The organism is Vibrio nigripulchritudo (assembly GCF_027924785.1).
Taxonomy (GTDB): Bacteria; Pseudomonadota; Gammaproteobacteria; order Enterobacterales; family Vibrionaceae; genus Vibrio; species Vibrio nigripulchritudo.
The window spans coordinates 1,722,561-1,737,429 of the sequence record NZ_AP027050.1; the positions used below are offsets into that span (position 1 = coordinate 1,722,561).

A 14,869-nucleotide genomic window follows, 5' to 3' on the forward strand; every position below is an offset into this window, starting at 1 on the left:
ACTTTCTGATTATCTCCTATTGATAAAATAAACATCAATTTATCAACCTCGTCAGGGAAGGGAGGAAGCATGCTTGTGATCACCAACCGAAATATTCAGAAAAGCCACTTTGTGAACGGAACAGGCGATCATCAAGCCTTTGGAGAAGGGTTCAACAGTAAAGGACCAAACGAGGTCCGGCTGGCGAAAGCACAGAAAAACGGGGATACATGGCAGGTAAACATGTTAAAAGAACCCTCCAAACTGACTCACCAAAACTTACCTTCGAAGCACGCTCTGGTCGAATTACGGCAGTCGATGCAAGCCAGTGGAAAAAATGGTGTGTTGTTTGTACATGGATTCAACCAGTCTTTTGAATCCAGCTTAAACAAAGCGCATGATATCGAAATGCTTTATGGTGTAGAAGTGATCGTATTTTCCTGGCCATCAAATCCGGGGGGCTTTGTCACCAAAGAGTATCGAACAGCTAAGCGAAACGCGCTGGCGTCTATCGGTGCACTAGACGCCACGCTCGAAAAACTTGGCGCATACCTTAAAGCTCCGTTTGATAAAAACGCACTGAAAGCCTGTCACACTAAATTCTCGCTGATGACCTACAGCCTCGGTAATTTTCTGTTCCAGAATTACGTGAACAATGCCCTTTATGAAGATGAAACCCGCATTTTCGATAACGTGGTTTTGTGTCAGGCAGACGTTGATAATTCAGACCACGCATGTTGGGTGGAGAACATTGAAGCGGGAAAACGCGTGTATGTCACCATCAATGAAAATGATGGTGTTTTGAAATGGTCTGATGCGAACTTTCAAAAAGACAGACTGGGAAGAACTGCACATAACCTGACTGCGAAAAACGCAGCGTATTTTGATTTTACGGATGGACCGGATGTCGATAACACGCATGGTGTTTTCCATGTGTATACCAACGACGTGGTTAAAGGGTTCTTTCAGTTAGTCCTCAATGGTGAACGGGGAGAACACACCAAAGGGCTAACATACGATCAGCGTAAAAACGCCTATCGGTTCTAGAGCAAGTTAAATCAGGCTAAGTGAGTTTGTGCACTTAGCATATACTCAAGTAGCCTCAAGATGCTAGGTTCAGCGAGTGTTAACTGGTTTTCAGGCAAGGCACCGATTTGCAGATCTAGTGGTTCTAAATCAAGAATCGGTAACGAAGTATGAAAGCCAGTTAAACTCGCCCTTGGGAGCTCATATACTGTCTCATGTCGTCGTCAAAGAATTTGGAAAGGGCTCGTCATTCCGCTGCATTCTCTTCCTAGAACTGAAACAGTATATGAAGCTCTGAGCCCTGCAACTTGAGGTCACTTGAGTATAAATACAATTACTCTGTCGCCTCGTGAATCGTCTCTTTGGTGTCTTTCCAGATCTTAGATGAATCTTCTTTCACACCATCCCAAGTTTTGGCGCAACCGCCGAGAAAAAGAGCCATTACTACGGCAATAAGAGAAGCTTTCATATTGTTTTTCCTTAACTAAAAATCTTGACGACAAATCATAGCAAAACCTAAAGACCTTTCTTAATCAATCTGCTGCATACTTTAGGGACATTTTTACTTTCTTTAGACATTCTTATATACCATTAAAATTTCTATTTGAGTAATTAGTCATTTCTCAGGCATTCTTATTCTTCAATAAGCAATAACAAAAGGATTTCAAATGCTTTCGACGTACATAGCCGGTTTTACTCTTGGGTTGTCTTTGATTCTGGCTATCGGTTCTCAAAATGCCTTTGTGCTTAAACAGGGCATCAAAAAACAACATGTCTTTCTGGTGTGTCTGGTTTGTGCAAGCTCAGATGCCATCCTCATTTCATTGGGAGTGTCGGGGTTTGGTGTTTTGGTTAAGCAATTCCCCATCATCGAACAAGTCGCCCGTTTTGGCGGGGCTGCGTTTCTACTTACCTATGCATTTCTGAGCTTCAAATCGGCGTTTAAAGAATCCCATGCCATGAATCTGGCAGGAGAATCTGAATCGTCATGGAAGAAAACCGTTCTGATTTGCTTAGCCTTTACCTGGCTTAACCCGCACGTTTACTTAGATACCGTAGTTTTGCTGGGTTCGATTTCTACCCAGTATGAATCCACAAAACTCTATTTTGCTCTGGGTGCGATCAACGCCTCATTCGTGTTCTTTTTTAGCCTTGGATATGGTGCCAGATTGCTTAAGCCATTGTTCCAGAAGCCGACTTCATGGAAAATACTGGAGTTTCTGGTTGGTGTGATGATGCTTGCCATCGCCATCAGCTTGGTATTGGAATAACTGCCTCTCAGACCGCCACGGCAATAGGTGGTGGTCAAAATAACCTTAGAACCAAGGATGCCCATGAAATCCGCACTCATTGTGATTGATGTACAACAAGCTCTTATTGAGCCAGAACCACAGCCTTACGAGGCATATGAAGTCATAGAAAGGATCAATACTGCCTCTGAATGGGCGCGCCGAAACGATATCCCTGTCATCTTTATTCGACACGAAGCGCCAGATTCTATCGTTGAACGTCATAGCCCGGGCTGGCAAGTTCACGAAAAACTGATTCAGGCGAAATCAGATAAGTATGTAAACAAAAATACTCCCGACTCTTTCAACAATACGGAACTAAAAGAGGTACTGGACGATCTGAGTATCGACCACCTTTACGTTTGCGGCTACGCGACAGAGTTTTGCGTCGATACCACGACGCGCCGTGCGGCTGGTTTAGGGTATCCCATCACTCTGTTGGCGGACGCGCATACCACTCATGACAAACCTCATGCGAGCGGTGCCGTAATTCGAGAGCACCATAACTGCACCCTGCCTTCAATACGGAGTTTCGGCGTTAAGATCGAAAGCGTTAAGGTAGAAACGATTATCAGCTAAAGGTATACCTATAAATCTCAGGGAGAGAAAATGAAAACACTGGTCGTGGTTACGCACCCATTAAAAACCAGCCTTTGTCAGTATCTGGCTAAAAACGTCATTGAGCACCTAGAAAAACAAGGCCATGAAGTAACGGTCAAAGACCTCTATCAAGAAAATTTTGAACCTGCGCTTAGCGAATCTGAACGAGGAAGCTATTACAGCCAGAACTTTCAGCCTGAACAAACCGCAGACGACATTCGCCAGTTGGAAGAAACAGAGTATCTGGTACTCGTTTTTCCGACCTGGTGGTTCAACTTTCCAGCCATTTTGAAAGGATGGTTCGATCGCGTTTGGGTACCCGGTCATGCTTATAACCATTCCCCAGACATGAAAGCCATCACCCCCAATTTAGATAAGCTGAAGAAGGTTACGGCAGTCACCACACTTGGTGCTCCTTGGTGGGTTGACAGGTTTGTGCTACGACGCCCAGTATACAAAATTCTGAAATACGCATTGCTAGAAGCCTGTGCCAGCAAGTGTAAGTTCAGGATGCATTCTTTGTATCAAAGTGAAATTGTTTCACCAGACAAAGTTGAACAGTTCCTAAAACAGGTAAAGCGTACACTCTAGGGTCTGTTAGCCTGGTAAACTCAGGTATCAAATCCTGTATTCGGGCGTCCTGGATCGTGATTTAGGACGCCCGAGTTTACTTTCCCCATCATAGTGAGTGCTCATTCACCTAATATGAGACTCCAGTATGAAAACATCTTTAATCCTTGCGCAATTGGCACTGTCCCTTTCCGTTACATCGGCTTTTGGTCACGATGTTGGCTTCACGCAAACCACTCTGAAAGAACAAGATCGAGATCTTCATATCACTCTTTGGTATCCCACTGTTGATCAGTCCGTTCCGATTGAAAGAGTCGCAGAGAATATTGCTTTTGAAGGCATTGATGTTCGAAAGAATGCAAAATCCACTCAGCCTGAACCAGCGCCATTGGTGTTGCTGTCTCATGGCTATCGAGGCAGTTGGAGAAACCTCAACTGGCTGGCAGCAGAACTGGTGAAATCCGGTTACGTGGTGGCAGCCCCCGATCATCCCGGTACAACAACATTTAATACATCTCCAGAACAGGCTGCAAAATGGTGGGCAAGACCACAAGATATGTCCCGCTCATTAAACTGGCTTTTAGACCACTCAGCCTTTTCTGACCAAATCGATTCTCAGCACATTGCTGCGATTGGGCATTCTATGGGTGGATGGACAGTTATCAACCTAGCAGGTGGCGAGGTGGACGCACAACACCTCGCTAATGAATGCCAGAAGTATGAAAACCCCAGAGTGTGCGAATTGCTGCCAGAAATGGGGTTAGATAAGCCGACTAATGGAAAAAACCAGCTAAAAGACAAGCGTTTCAAAGCGGTGGTATCGCTGGACTTAGGGCTAGCGAGGGGCTTTTCCCCTGACAGCCTGAGTAACATTGCTATTCCGGTTCTGATTCAGGCGGCGGGAACCAACACAGCACAACTGCCCCATGAGCTGGAATCGGACTACCTTGCCAGTGCCATACCTTCGCAGCTATCTCATTATGAACGCTATGAAGACGCAACCCATTTCAGCTTTATGCAGATTTGCAAGCCTGCTGGCAGGGCTATCATTGAGGAAGAGTACAAAGGGGACGGGATAGTCTGCGACGATGGTAATGAGCGCTCAAGGCATGAACTTCATAAAGCCATGAGCCAATCCATTATCCAGTTTCTGGAAACAGCATTTAGCCGCTAAACAAATATTAGGCACGAGTATTATCGGTGCCCATTTCGATTAAGCTTGTTTGCGATATCGACTTGGGGTGGTTTCTGTTACCCGGCTGAATTCACGGTTAAAGTTCGATTTGCTGTGAAAGCCGACCATTTCGTAGATTTCGGTTACGGTGTGATTAGTGGTTTCCAGAAGTCTCATGGCATCTTGAATTCGGTACTCGTTGATAAATTGGGAAACGTTTCTTTGCTTTAGTGCATTCACCGCAGACGAGATTTTTCTGGAAGGTATGCCAGCCTTCCTTGCCAGTTTGTTCAGGTTTAAGTTCGGATCAGCGTGCAAATTGTGCTCTGAAAGCAGTTCCTGAACCACATCCAGTACTGCCTGATGTTCATTTTCATCCTGTTCTTCCAAACGGGTTGATTTTACCTGAGTGACAACAGGCAGCGCTTCACTTGGTTCCGCCACGCTTCCACTTGCTACGGTCACAACATAAGCGAGAACGGGCAGGATTAAGCTGTGCCCTACCGACAAGATGGCAACCACATTTTTCCCTTCTGAAAGAGCGAAATCGACCACTATCGCTATATCCACCAGTGCAGAGAAAGCGAGCAAACCGGCGGCGAAGTAAAGTAAACTTTTGAACGCGGGCATTTGGGAAAACTTTACGCCTTCCCAAACGTCCGATGAACGCTTATTGAGTCGGAATAACGCCACCGCATACCCCAGATAAACCAAGACGATAAATACATCGACAAAACCATAAAGCGCTGGGGAATAAGAAATCAGCAAAGCCGCACAGGCGACCACGGGGGTTTGAAGAAGTTGCCACTTGCCCTTTCCAGAGAGTGCGTGTGTGAAGCACCACCAGGTCAAAGGTGGAACTAATGATGCCACTATGGGTTGAATGTTCCTGACCCATTCCCAATCCGTCGTCCACCTTAGCCCCACCAGGCTAATTGTGACCGCACTGCATGCAATAAAGATCAACGCAGGCAGGTAGGATTTGTTTTTGCGCTGCGACAATGAAGCAAACAAGACAACCAGAAGTAAAACCACAACAAAGGGCAGAGGGATAGACAGCATGGTCAAAAAACACTCGAACTGAAAGTTTTAGTTAAATTTTGTAACACATTACAACACACAAACATGCTTTGTTCTCGACTTTTTCACCTGGCAAATCTCAGAGAAAACGTCACTTTCTGTGACACTTGTTCCACTCGATTTCTGCAATGAAATTCATTGTTTTATTTGTGCAATAGTTTATTTGAGAAATACAATTCCCTTTCAAAAAATTGACTTGAAATTAAATCTATAAAATCTATAAAATGAGATTTAAAACTATACAAAACACAACGTTTAGCTAGGAAAGTCGTATAACGATGGATATTCATTTCACGTACTCATTCCTAATTTCTGTACTCACTTAATTCAAGTGAACTGTTTTCATTACCATTGAATATTTTAAAAATTCTACAGACTATATTCAAATTTTTTGAATAAGTTTGTATTTCAATTTTTATTATGGGAGAAGTACTTTGGAGAATATGAAGCGGTATTGTATTTTTTCTGTCGTTGCAAGTGCGGGAAGTATGACAGCAGCATCAAAAAGACTTGGTATGTCCCCTTCTGCAATCAGTCAAAATATCTCTCAATTAGAGAACGCTCTGGGAGTCACATTATTACATCGCTCTACTCGCGGTTTATCCGTTAGCGAAGCAGGTCAGATCTTGCTACAAGGTTATGGTCAAATGCGTTCCCATTTTGAAAGCCTGGAACAAAAGCTGTCCGACTGCCGCGAAGGCGTGCGTGGGGAGGTTCGTATTTCGTGTTCTGCTGGCATGGCACAAGAAGTGATTGCCAATGCACTTTCAAGCTGTTTATCTGCCTACCCTGAATTAAGGGTGACCCTCATTACCGGCGAAGAAGCAAGAGATATTGTTCAGGAAAACATCGACATTGCCATAACACTTGGCGATGCTAAAGACAGTAATCTGGTCTATCGACCTCTTGGGGAAATGCCAAGAGTCGTGTGTGCTTCTTCTCATTATCTTGATACCTATGGCACACCAGATTCCATCGTCGATATCGCCAACCACCACTGGATAATCAATTCCGACTGCTGCGCTCAAAAAACCATTTGCAGCGTTGCCAACATTGAAGATAAACGCGATCTCAATATTCGCTTTAAAGTAAACAATGATCTCGTGGCTCGCGCTTTTGCGATAACAGGGCAAGGGTTAGCACTTATACCGCAGGAGTTTGTCCGCGAACATTTAAACCTCGGTGATTTATGCGAAGTGTTAAGCGGCGTGAAGTGGCCGAATATCAAAGTACAGGCTTTAACCGTAAGCCGATCTGTGCCTAAAAAGGTGGAAGTAGTTTTGGAGGCGCTGAAAGCGTTTTTTCATTCCGAAGGAAAAAAAGCAAAAGCTTTGCATTAAACCACCAGCAAGGATGATGGCTCAAGGACCTGAACGAAGCGCAAAGCTTTTGCGGGAACCTGAACTAGTAGTAGCGTGTTAATAAAAATTTCGTGTAATTCTGCTGTGTTAGCAGAGTTTGTTAAAGCTGCATGATTAATTTCCACACAAGCAAATTGTTTTAATTAATGTAAATGCAGCTTTAAGTAAATGCGTTAAAGCATCTATGTACTACCTTTGGCAGTACCCGAATCACCATAATTTACCTCCTGACGTTTCTTTATTTGAATTATAAAGAAAACCACCAATCTGGGTTATCAACCCTATATAGCCCGGATTTACGTGTTTTTCTTAACCGTTTTAGAATATCGCGTATTGAGGCATTAGATAATAGGTAAAAACTGAATTCTCTTTTAAGTAATACGAATATTAGTTAAGTATTAACTTAAATATTAGCTTCATTAACAAAATACAAACGTTTGCTTTTTTATCTCCTTCACTTGTTTTCTGTATTTGAAGCCTGAAGTAATCTGGTTGCAATATATAAATCTTGTAACGCGATTCCAGAGCTATCAAATAGTGTTATTTGTTCGCTATTTTTCCTACCGTCTTTGAAATGGTTTAGAACGTCGCCGATCTCCGAAATGTCTTTCTTTTTCGGCGCATGTTGAAATTCTCCAATCACTCTGGACTGTTTTTCATAATCACAGAACAAATCAGCGTCTTGATACAGCTCGGTAGGTAACTCTTGCTTACCTATTTTATCTGCTCCCATAGCCGAAATATGCGTACCCGCACGAACCCAGTCGGCTTCAAACAAATGGGCTTGTGAGGTCGTTGCCGTAACAATGATGTCGGAGCTTTGACATCCTTCTTTGGAGGTAGAATGGCATGCATCAATACCCTGTTTACGTAGCTTGGCTATCAACGCTTCCGATTTCTCTTTGCTTCTTCCAACCACCATGACTTGCTTGATGTTTCTTATTTCATTTATCGCACAGACTTCATAAAACGCCTGATGACCTGTACCAAACACAGTGAGTGTTTCTGCATCTGATCTTGCCAGAACATCTGTCGCCACCGCATTTGCCGCCGCTGTTCTATAGGCATTGACTTCACTCGCTTCCACCGTCGCCATCAAAAGCCCAGTTTTCGGATCCAGCAGAAATATGACCGTACTATGACAAGGTATCCCCTGCTCCACGTTCCCAGGCCAATAGCTGCCCGTTTTCCACCCACAGACATCAGAAGTCGACGCAGATTTAAGAGAGAACATCGTCCCTTCCTCTGCACCTTCCGCATTCACAACAGGGAAAAGTTGGGCATCTCCATTAACTGATTTAAACGCCGCCTTGATCGCCTCGTATGCCAGCGAGTGACTGATCAACTTCCTTGTTTCTTGTTCACTTAAATGAATCATTGTTACCACCCCTTAATTCTGTTCCAGATTTCGATATTTCCCATCTCGTCAACGACTTGATATTCCAGATGCATCGCTGCTGTTGCACAGGCATGATTGGGCAAGATTCGCAGTTGAGTCCCGATGGGAAAAGCATCCAAAGAGGCATCCGATAGCTGAATAATGCCGTGCTCCTGATTCAAAAGCGTCACCTGCATATCAGGTATCAGGTTCCCATTGTGATCCGTCACTAAACCGAAGCAGTCAGCGTTCAAACCCGGATCGGATGAGAGCGCCATCCAGCCAGCATCGGTAATGAGCCAGCCTTTTTCCTCGTTGTGACCAATCACGGTCGTCACCACAGATAAAGCAATATCCTGCCACTGGCAGACGCCGACATGTTTCATGACCAGATCGAAGAAGCAATACACTCCAGCCCGAACTTCAGTGATGCCCGTATAATCCTCGCCGTAGAAAGCAGTTGGTGTTGAACCAACACTGACAATTGGGCATTCCACTCCATGTGCTTTGAGGCGATCAATCGCCAAATTCGCGCATTCGATCTCGTTCTTTGCTGCATTTTTAAGTTCTTGTGGGGATTGGCAGAAGTAAGATTCTCCCGCATGCGCCAGTACGCCCTGAAACACGGCATAACTGGATGCAATTGTGTTCGCAATGGCAATCAACTGAGAGGAGTCGGCTTTGATTCCACCGCGGTGACCATCACAGTCCAATTCAATCAACACGGGAATTGGGCATCGACTTTCACTAGCAAAGGACGCTAAAAATTCAGCCTGCTCGATGGTGTCGACAATCACAGAGATATTCGCCTGATACCGTTCCATCAGATCTTTTATCCGGGGCAGTTTTTCTTCTGACACGCCAACGGCATAAAGAAAGTTCTTATAACCCACCTTCGCCAGAGCTTCGGCTTCCGCCAGAGTAGAAACCGTGGCAGGTGAATCAAAGTCAGCAAGGAGATAAGGCGCGGCTTCAATAGAGCGAACGGTTTTCAAATGAGGTCTCAAAGCAACGCCAGAGCTTTCAAGGCGTCGTTTCAATCTATCTATATTGCTGAGAAATTTAGGTTTATCCAGCCTCAGGTAAGGCGTGATTGGAGGGCTGAGCCTAGTACTTGTATTGTTTTTCATGTTGACTTCCATATTCGAAACTCAGGTAATTTTTGTAGTATGGAAGAAAGTTATTTAGACTAAAATTTACATTATTTAAGACATTAATTAGGTTTAAACCAAATGATCACCACAGAGGATTTAAGATTCATACAGGTGGTTGCCAGCCATCGGACTTTATCCGATGTCGCGAGATCTCTGAACATTACGCCCCCTTCCGTCACACTCAGGCTGCAGAACATAGAGAAGAAGCTCTCTATTACCATTATTCAGCGCCCGTCCAGAACCGTGTCGTTGACAGAGGAGGGGCAACTGTTACTCGATAAAGGCGCATCCATTCTTCATCATCTGGATGAGTTGCAGGAGCTGCTGGATGAAAACAAAACAGAGGTAAGTGGAAAACTGCGCGTCCTTGCGCCACTTGGGTTCGGCAATGACTATGTGACGCCGCTGCTGGCAGAATACAAAACTATGCACCCCAAGCTCGAAGTCGAATTAGAGCTTTCCGACAACCCTACCTGGTCTCACCATCACAAATGGGACATCATCATATTTATTGGCAAGCTGCCGAATTCGACACTTCGAATGGTTACTCTGGCTAAAAATCAGCGATTCTTATGTGCTTCACCCGAATACCTGAAAACCAAAGGCTCCCCTGAAGCACCTCAGGACCTGCGAAGCCATCAGTGCATTGCTCTGAGAGAAAATAACGAAGATGTTACGTTGTGGACGTTTACCAACCCTGAAAATGGCAAAGAAGAAACCGTAAGAATTGATCCCGCAATGGCGAGTAACGAGGGACGAGTCGTCAAAGACTGGGGGATAGCTGGAATGGGGATCATCATGAGATCGGAATGGGATGTCCAGCCACAGCTCAATAGTGGTCAACTAGAACGAGTGCTGCCAAACTACCAACTGCCAAATGCAGATATCATAGCCTTGCTCAGCACTCACCGTTCAGAACGATCTGGCCGAACATCCGGTTTTCTCGCGCTACTCAAAGAGCGCTTGTCTGGCGCTCCCTGGAACAACAAAAGCGGAGGGTAGACCTCCGCTCTAGCTAACCTTTCATCCCGATTTCAGGTTAATTACTTTCCGTGCGGGTAAGCTTTGCAACCTAGCTTGAGAGAAATTCGCGCTGCTGCCGCATGAAGCTCGGCAATGTATTCCACTTTTTTCTCTTCAGTAAAACGAATCGTTGGCAGTGACACACTCATGCCAGCAATTACCTGATTGAATCGGTCATAAACGGGAACAGCAAGACAGCGAAGCCCAACTTCCTGTTCTTCGTTATCTTCACCAAATCCCTGCTCTTTTACCTGAGGAAGTTCAGCGAGAAGTGATTCCACATCTTCGTGGGTGTTTTCCGTTGATTTAGTGAATTCAACAAAAGAAAGAATATTGCGCGTTTCTTCTTCGTCTCGCTCAGCTAGCAGTACCTTACCAATCGCGGTCGTGTGTAACGGATTGCGGCGACCAATTCGAGACTGCATACGAAGGTTGTATTTAGAATCGATCTTATGGATGTAGATGATGCCATCACCATCCAGCGCACCTAAGTGCAGGGCTTCATTGGTCAGGTCAGAAATACGGCGCATTTCAATGTCTGCCAAGTCAACCAGGTCAACATACTCTAGGGCACTTGCGCCAAGTTCAAACAATTTCAGCGTCAGGGAGTAGTTCTCACTTTCCCCTTCCTGAGAAACGTAACCCAGTGTCTTCATTGTTTGTAGGAAACGGTAAACTGTGCTCTTCGACATCATAAGCCGTTGAGCTAATTCACTGATACCAATGTCCTTTTGCGTACTCAGTGCCTGTAAAATCCCAAATGTCTTTAGAACCGAAGATACCGATTCAGGTTGTTTTGTTGTTGTCATTATTACTCCACGTATAGCTTGGTTATGGGTGGAATACTTCAGCGTCCCCTGCCAAAGTCATCGGGTTGTCTTCTGATTTCAAGAATTCAACATAAATGAAAAATTACCACTATCCCAAATTTAACTAATTCAATTTAAAATAATGTTCTATAAAAAAAAGAGTCATAAACTTTTTTTTGAACTCTGACTTGGTAGGTGTTCAATTTTTTTTAATAAGATAATGAATTATCAGGATTATAACGCCTAAATGCATCAATTTTAATGTGCGATAAACTGTCTATCAATATGATTTAAACCTCTTTTATCAGCTCAATCATTTTATTCTATGTTCGTATTTATCTTATAAATTTATAAACTAAACCCAATTAATTCATTATTAAATTAATTTTAAAAATGCGTAATTATGCATAAAGAAAACGATTTCCAATCTTATATCTGCGGCTTATCGTCGCATATTCATGCATATCTATACCCAGCGAAATCTTAAATTTAAGCCGATTTTTTACCGCGAATGAAACAGAAAACCTCCAAACATGGAGGCTTTCTTGTACCAAAATAAAGGTTATGCGACGTGCTCACTTTCTATGGAATCTGGAAGCTCGGCCACAGGAACGGCCGCGATCAGTTCCCGCGTATAAGGTTGAGTCGGGTTATGAATGACCTCTTCCACACTCCCCTGCTCCACAATTCGTCCTTGCTGCAACACGATTACGCGGTCACAGAAGTACTTAACGGTGGCAATATCGTGAGTAATCAGAATGAAGGCCGTGCCATAGGTGTTCTGGAATTCAATCAACAGATCCAGTACCTGAGATCGCAGCGATACATCCAGTGCCGCCGTCGCTTCATCGGCAATCACCACCTTTGGTAAGGTAACCAGAGCGCGTGCAATCACGATACGTTGTCGCTGACCACCGGAAAACGCATGCGGATAACGGCTGGAAAACTCCGGTGGTAAGCCCACCCACTTCATCATATTCCTGACGCGCTCTTCGCGTTGTTTTGCATTCATTTCAGAGCGAAGTAGCTTGAGCGGCTCTTCAATAATATCGAATACCGTCATACGCGGATTTAATGACGACCAAGGGTCCTGGAAAATCAGACGCAAATCCGCAAACAGTGGATCGCGTTTAATACGTTTGTAATCTGATAACTCCAGCTCAATACCATTTTCTTTATCCACATATTGAATAGAACCCGATGTGGCAGGTGCCATTCCCAGAATGGCGCGTCCCAAAGTACTTTTACCTGAACCAGACTCACCGACAATGCCCAGAGATTCACCGGGATGAAGCACCAGATTGGCATCATCTACCGCGGTCATGATCTGTTTCTTCTGGAACATCTTCGCCGGTTTTTCAAATTCTTTGGTTACACTGATCACGTCAAGAATTGGCTGATCGTTTTTCCCTTCAATAAGCTGGAACGGCTTTTTCACTTTCGACGGCTTTTCCAACGCACGCGTGGCATGCATCAGCTTAACGGTATAGGGATGCTGAGGGTTTTCGAAGATCTGTCGCACATCGCCACATTCCACCAACACGCCCTTTTCCATTACCGCGACGCGATCCGAGATCTGGGCAACCACACCTAAGTCGTGGGTGATGAACAGAATCGCCATTCCGATCTCTTTTTGCAGTTGATCGAACAACTCCAGTATTTCTGCCTGTGTGGTCACATCCAGAGCTGTGGTTGGCTCATCGGCAATCAGAATGTCCGGGCGGGTGGCGATTGCCATGGCAATCACGACGCGCTGTCGCTGACCGCCTGACAATTCAAACGAGTACTTATTGATTAAGCTTTCCGGCTCCGGCATCTGTACCTGAGCCAGCAGTTCAACGGCTCGATCGTGCGCCGCTTTTTTTGAGATATCCGGATCAACCAGACATAGCACTTCTTTAATCTGGTCGCCAACCGTATGCACCGGGCTTAATGCTGCCATCGGCTCTTGCGATACCAGAGAGAAATTAAAACAACGCAACGAGCGCATTTCTTTGCTTCGTGGGTCTATCTGAGTAATGTCGATTACCTGACCAGAATCTGTCGTCAGCAGAATCTCGCCCGAATCGATACGACCGGGGCGGTCAAGAAGCTGCATGATGGCACTGGAAGTTACTGACTTTCCAGAGCCTGATTCACCAATCACTGACAAGGTTTCGCCTTTGTACAGGTCAAACGAAACGCCTTTTACCGCGTGGAAATGCTCCGTACTGGTCGGGAAGCTCACATTGAGGTCTTTTACTTGTAGGATTTTCTCAGACATTATTTTGCTCCCTGATCATGGTATGGGTCACACGCATCTCGCAGACCGTCGCCAACAAAGTTCATCGCCAGAATGACCACCACTACTGCTGCGGCCGGAATAAGAAGCCAGGATGCTTCAGCCAGTGCGCGGATGTTCTGCGCTTCCTGAAGCAGTACCCCCCAGCTAACCATTGGTGCCTGCAGGCCAAGACCTAGGAAACTCAGCGCGGTTTCACCCAGAATCATGGCTGGAATTGCTAAAGTGACGACAGCAATGATGTGGCTAAGGAAATTCGGCACCATGTAACGGCGAATAATTTCAAATGGGCTGTTGCCATCTAACCAAGCTGCGGCGACGTACTCTTCACTACGAAGAGACATAAAGCGGCTTCGCACAACGCGCGCCATATCGGGCCAGGACACCAAACCCAGAATGATAGTGATAAGGAAATACTTGGTCAGAGAACTCCATTCTGAAGGCAGAGAAGCAGACAGCGCCATCCACAAAGGCAGTGTTGGAATGGACTTCATAAACTCAATGCTGCGCTGGATGAAGTTATCGATCGCACCACCGAAGTAACCAGAAATACCACCAATTAATATACCCAGAACAAAGGTCGTAAATACCCCCATCAGACCGACAGACAGAGAAATTCGCGCACCGTAGATCAGGCGAGACAGCATATCGCGTCCCATTCGGTCTGAACCTAGGATAAAGAAAGGCTGCCTTGGGTTTTCAGGCACAATGAACTTGTAAGTCATTGGAATAAAGCCCATCAGTTCATATTTCTCGGTTTTACCAAAGAACTCGAAGTACACCTTCTTGCTTTCATCCAGAGTGTAATGGCGTTTCAGGGTTCGCATGTCGGTTTTACTCTTGTAAAACGCCAGATGCGGAGCCCAGCGCCAGCCATCATCCGTGCTTTCAAACAGGCTTACAGACTGCGGGGGTGCATAGGTGTATCGACGCCAGTTTTCGCTTGGGTCAAACGGTGCGAAAAACTCGGCAAACATAGCGACAAAGTAAATCACCGCAAGGAACCAGATGCTGTACCACGCAAGTTTGTGCTGACGCAGCTTGATCTTGATAAGTTGCCATTGCGTGGCTGTGCTGAGATCCAATGGCTGCTTTTTCTTGCGGCTAAGCAGCTTTCCAAACCAATTCATAGTAGACGTTGTCAT

14 protein-coding genes are annotated in these 14,869 nt (G+C 45.1%); 7 read left to right on the forward strand and 7 right to left on the reverse strand.

Going from position 1 to position 14,869, the window contains the following annotated elements; translation table 11 throughout:
• The first annotated feature begins 69 nt into the window (after positions 1 to 69).
• Positions 70 to 1,026 (forward strand): alpha/beta hydrolase, encoded by a 957-nt coding sequence (locus tag QMG91_RS26060; protein ID WP_281830931.1) that lies wholly within the window; start codon positions 70 to 72, stop codon positions 1,024 to 1,026.
• A gap of 313 nt (positions 1,027 to 1,339) precedes the next feature.
• On the opposite strand, the gene QMG91_RS26065 is transcribed toward QMG91_RS26060, so the two are convergent.
• Positions 1,340 to 1,474: a hypothetical protein gene (locus tag QMG91_RS26065; protein WP_004405896.1), complete on the reverse strand. Its 135-nt coding sequence runs from the start codon at positions 1,472 to 1,474 to the stop codon at positions 1,340 to 1,342.
• Positions 1,475 to 1,673: 199 nt separating this feature from the next.
• On the opposite strand from QMG91_RS26065, the gene QMG91_RS26070 reads away from it, so the two are divergent.
• From QMG91_RS26070 to QMG91_RS26085, 4 genes are all read left to right on the forward strand, one after another.
• Positions 1,674 to 2,276 carry a LysE/ArgO family amino acid transporter gene (locus QMG91_RS26070; protein WP_223097952.1) on the forward strand — a complete coding sequence of 201 codons (603 nt, stop codon included), beginning with the start codon at positions 1,674 to 1,676 and terminating at the stop codon, positions 2,274 to 2,276.
• A gap of 63 nt (positions 2,277 to 2,339) precedes the next feature.
• Positions 2,340 to 2,873, forward strand: a complete 534-nt coding sequence (locus QMG91_RS26075; RefSeq protein WP_281830934.1) for a cysteine hydrolase family protein — start codon at positions 2,340 to 2,342, stop codon at positions 2,871 to 2,873.
• Between the two features lie 30 nt (positions 2,874 to 2,903).
• Positions 2,904 to 3,485: an NAD(P)H-dependent oxidoreductase gene (locus QMG91_RS26080; RefSeq protein ID WP_281830936.1), complete on the forward strand. Its 582-nt coding sequence runs from the start codon at positions 2,904 to 2,906 to the stop codon at positions 3,483 to 3,485.
• Positions 3,486 to 3,612: 127 nt separating this feature from the next.
• On the forward strand, positions 3,613 to 4,638 hold the full coding sequence (locus tag QMG91_RS26085) for an alpha/beta hydrolase family protein (RefSeq protein ID WP_281830938.1): 1,026 nt from the start codon (positions 3,613 to 3,615) through the stop codon (positions 4,636 to 4,638).
• A gap of 39 nt (positions 4,639 to 4,677) precedes the next feature.
• Here QMG91_RS26085 and QMG91_RS26090 read toward each other — a convergent pair whose 3' ends face one another.
• Positions 4,678 to 5,700: a helix-turn-helix domain-containing protein gene (locus QMG91_RS26090; RefSeq protein WP_281832743.1), complete on the reverse strand. Its 1,023-nt coding sequence runs from the start codon at positions 5,698 to 5,700 to the stop codon at positions 4,678 to 4,680.
• Positions 5,701 to 6,161: 461 nt separating this feature from the next.
• Here QMG91_RS26090 and QMG91_RS26095 point away from each other — a divergent pair, with 461 nt between their 5' ends.
• On the forward strand, positions 6,162 to 7,058 hold the full coding sequence (locus QMG91_RS26095; protein ID WP_281830940.1) for a LysR substrate-binding domain-containing protein: 897 nt from the start codon (positions 6,162 to 6,164) through the stop codon (positions 7,056 to 7,058).
• A gap of 475 nt (positions 7,059 to 7,533) precedes the next feature.
• Here the strand turns inward: QMG91_RS26095 and QMG91_RS26100 are convergent, their stop codons facing one another.
• Together QMG91_RS26100 and QMG91_RS26105 are read right to left on the reverse strand one after the other, a co-directional pair.
• Positions 7,534 to 8,457 carry an ornithine cyclodeaminase family protein gene (locus QMG91_RS26100; protein WP_281830942.1) on the reverse strand — a complete coding sequence of 308 codons (924 nt, stop codon included), beginning with the start codon at positions 8,455 to 8,457 and terminating at the stop codon, positions 7,534 to 7,536.
• Positions 8,458 to 8,459: 2 nt separating this feature from the next.
• Positions 8,460 to 9,587, reverse strand: a complete 1,128-nt coding sequence (locus QMG91_RS26105; protein WP_281830944.1) for an alanine racemase — start codon at positions 9,585 to 9,587, stop codon at positions 8,460 to 8,462.
• Between the two features lie 102 nt (positions 9,588 to 9,689).
• Between QMG91_RS26105 and QMG91_RS26110 the strand changes: the two genes are divergently transcribed.
• Complete coding sequence (locus QMG91_RS26110) at positions 9,690 to 10,613, forward strand: LysR substrate-binding domain-containing protein (RefSeq protein ID WP_022597952.1); 924 nt, start codon at positions 9,690 to 9,692, stop codon at positions 10,611 to 10,613.
• A gap of 41 nt (positions 10,614 to 10,654) precedes the next feature.
• Here the strand turns inward: QMG91_RS26110 and kdgR are convergent, their stop codons facing one another.
• The 3 genes from kdgR to QMG91_RS26125 all read right to left on the reverse strand — a co-directional run bounded on the left by kdgR (position 10,655) and on the right by QMG91_RS26125 (position 14,869).
• On the reverse strand, positions 10,655 to 11,443 hold the full coding sequence (kdgR, locus tag QMG91_RS26115; protein WP_022561856.1) for a DNA-binding transcriptional regulator KdgR: 789 nt from the start codon (positions 11,441 to 11,443) through the stop codon (positions 10,655 to 10,657).
• Between the two features lie 562 nt (positions 11,444 to 12,005).
• The gene (locus QMG91_RS26120) at positions 12,006 to 13,706 is read right to left on the reverse strand and encodes a dipeptide ABC transporter ATP-binding protein (RefSeq protein WP_004400686.1); all 1,701 of its coding nucleotides are present in this window, start codon (positions 13,704 to 13,706) and stop codon (positions 12,006 to 12,008) included.
• The gene (locus QMG91_RS26125; protein ID WP_022597957.1) at positions 13,706 to 14,869 is read right to left on the reverse strand and encodes an ABC transporter permease; all 1,164 of its coding nucleotides are present in this window, start codon (positions 14,867 to 14,869) and stop codon (positions 13,706 to 13,708) included. The genes QMG91_RS26120 and QMG91_RS26125 overlap by 1 nt, the downstream gene beginning before the upstream one ends.

Coding starts and splice junctions, on each gene's coding strand:
- QMG91_RS26060 (WP_281830931.1), top strand. CDS start 70: ATGCTTGTGATCACCAACCGAAATATTCAGAAAAGCCACTTTGTGAAC.
- QMG91_RS26065 (WP_004405896.1), bottom strand. CDS start 1,474: ATGAAAGCTTCTCTTATTGCCGTAGTAATGGCTCTTTTTCTCGGCGGT.
- QMG91_RS26070 (WP_223097952.1), top strand. CDS start 1,674: ATGCTTTCGACGTACATAGCCGGTTTTACTCTTGGGTTGTCTTTGATT.
- QMG91_RS26075 (WP_281830934.1), top strand. CDS start 2,340: ATGAAATCCGCACTCATTGTGATTGATGTACAACAAGCTCTTATTGAG.
- QMG91_RS26080 (WP_281830936.1), top strand. CDS start 2,904: ATGAAAACACTGGTCGTGGTTACGCACCCATTAAAAACCAGCCTTTGT.
- QMG91_RS26085 (WP_281830938.1), top strand. CDS start 3,613: ATGAAAACATCTTTAATCCTTGCGCAATTGGCACTGTCCCTTTCCGTT.
- QMG91_RS26090 (WP_281832743.1), bottom strand. CDS start 5,700: ATGCTGTCTATCCCTCTGCCCTTTGTTGTGGTTTTACTTCTGGTTGTC.
- QMG91_RS26095 (WP_281830940.1), top strand. CDS start 6,162: ATGAAGCGGTATTGTATTTTTTCTGTCGTTGCAAGTGCGGGAAGTATG.
- QMG91_RS26100 (WP_281830942.1), bottom strand. CDS start 8,457: ATGATTCATTTAAGTGAACAAGAAACAAGGAAGTTGATCAGTCACTCG.
- QMG91_RS26105 (WP_281830944.1), bottom strand. CDS start 9,587: ATGAAAAACAATACAAGTACTAGGCTCAGCCCTCCAATCACGCCTTAC.
- QMG91_RS26110 (WP_022597952.1), top strand. CDS start 9,690: ATGATCACCACAGAGGATTTAAGATTCATACAGGTGGTTGCCAGCCAT.
- kdgR (WP_022561856.1), bottom strand. CDS start 11,443: ATGACAACAACAAAACAACCTGAATCGGTATCTTCGGTTCTAAAGACA.
- QMG91_RS26120 (WP_004400686.1), bottom strand. CDS start 13,706: ATGTCTGAGAAAATCCTACAAGTAAAAGACCTCAATGTGAGCTTCCCG.
- QMG91_RS26125 (WP_022597957.1), bottom strand. CDS start 14,869: ATGACAACGTCTACTATGAATTGGTTTGGAAAGCTGCTTAGCCGCAAG.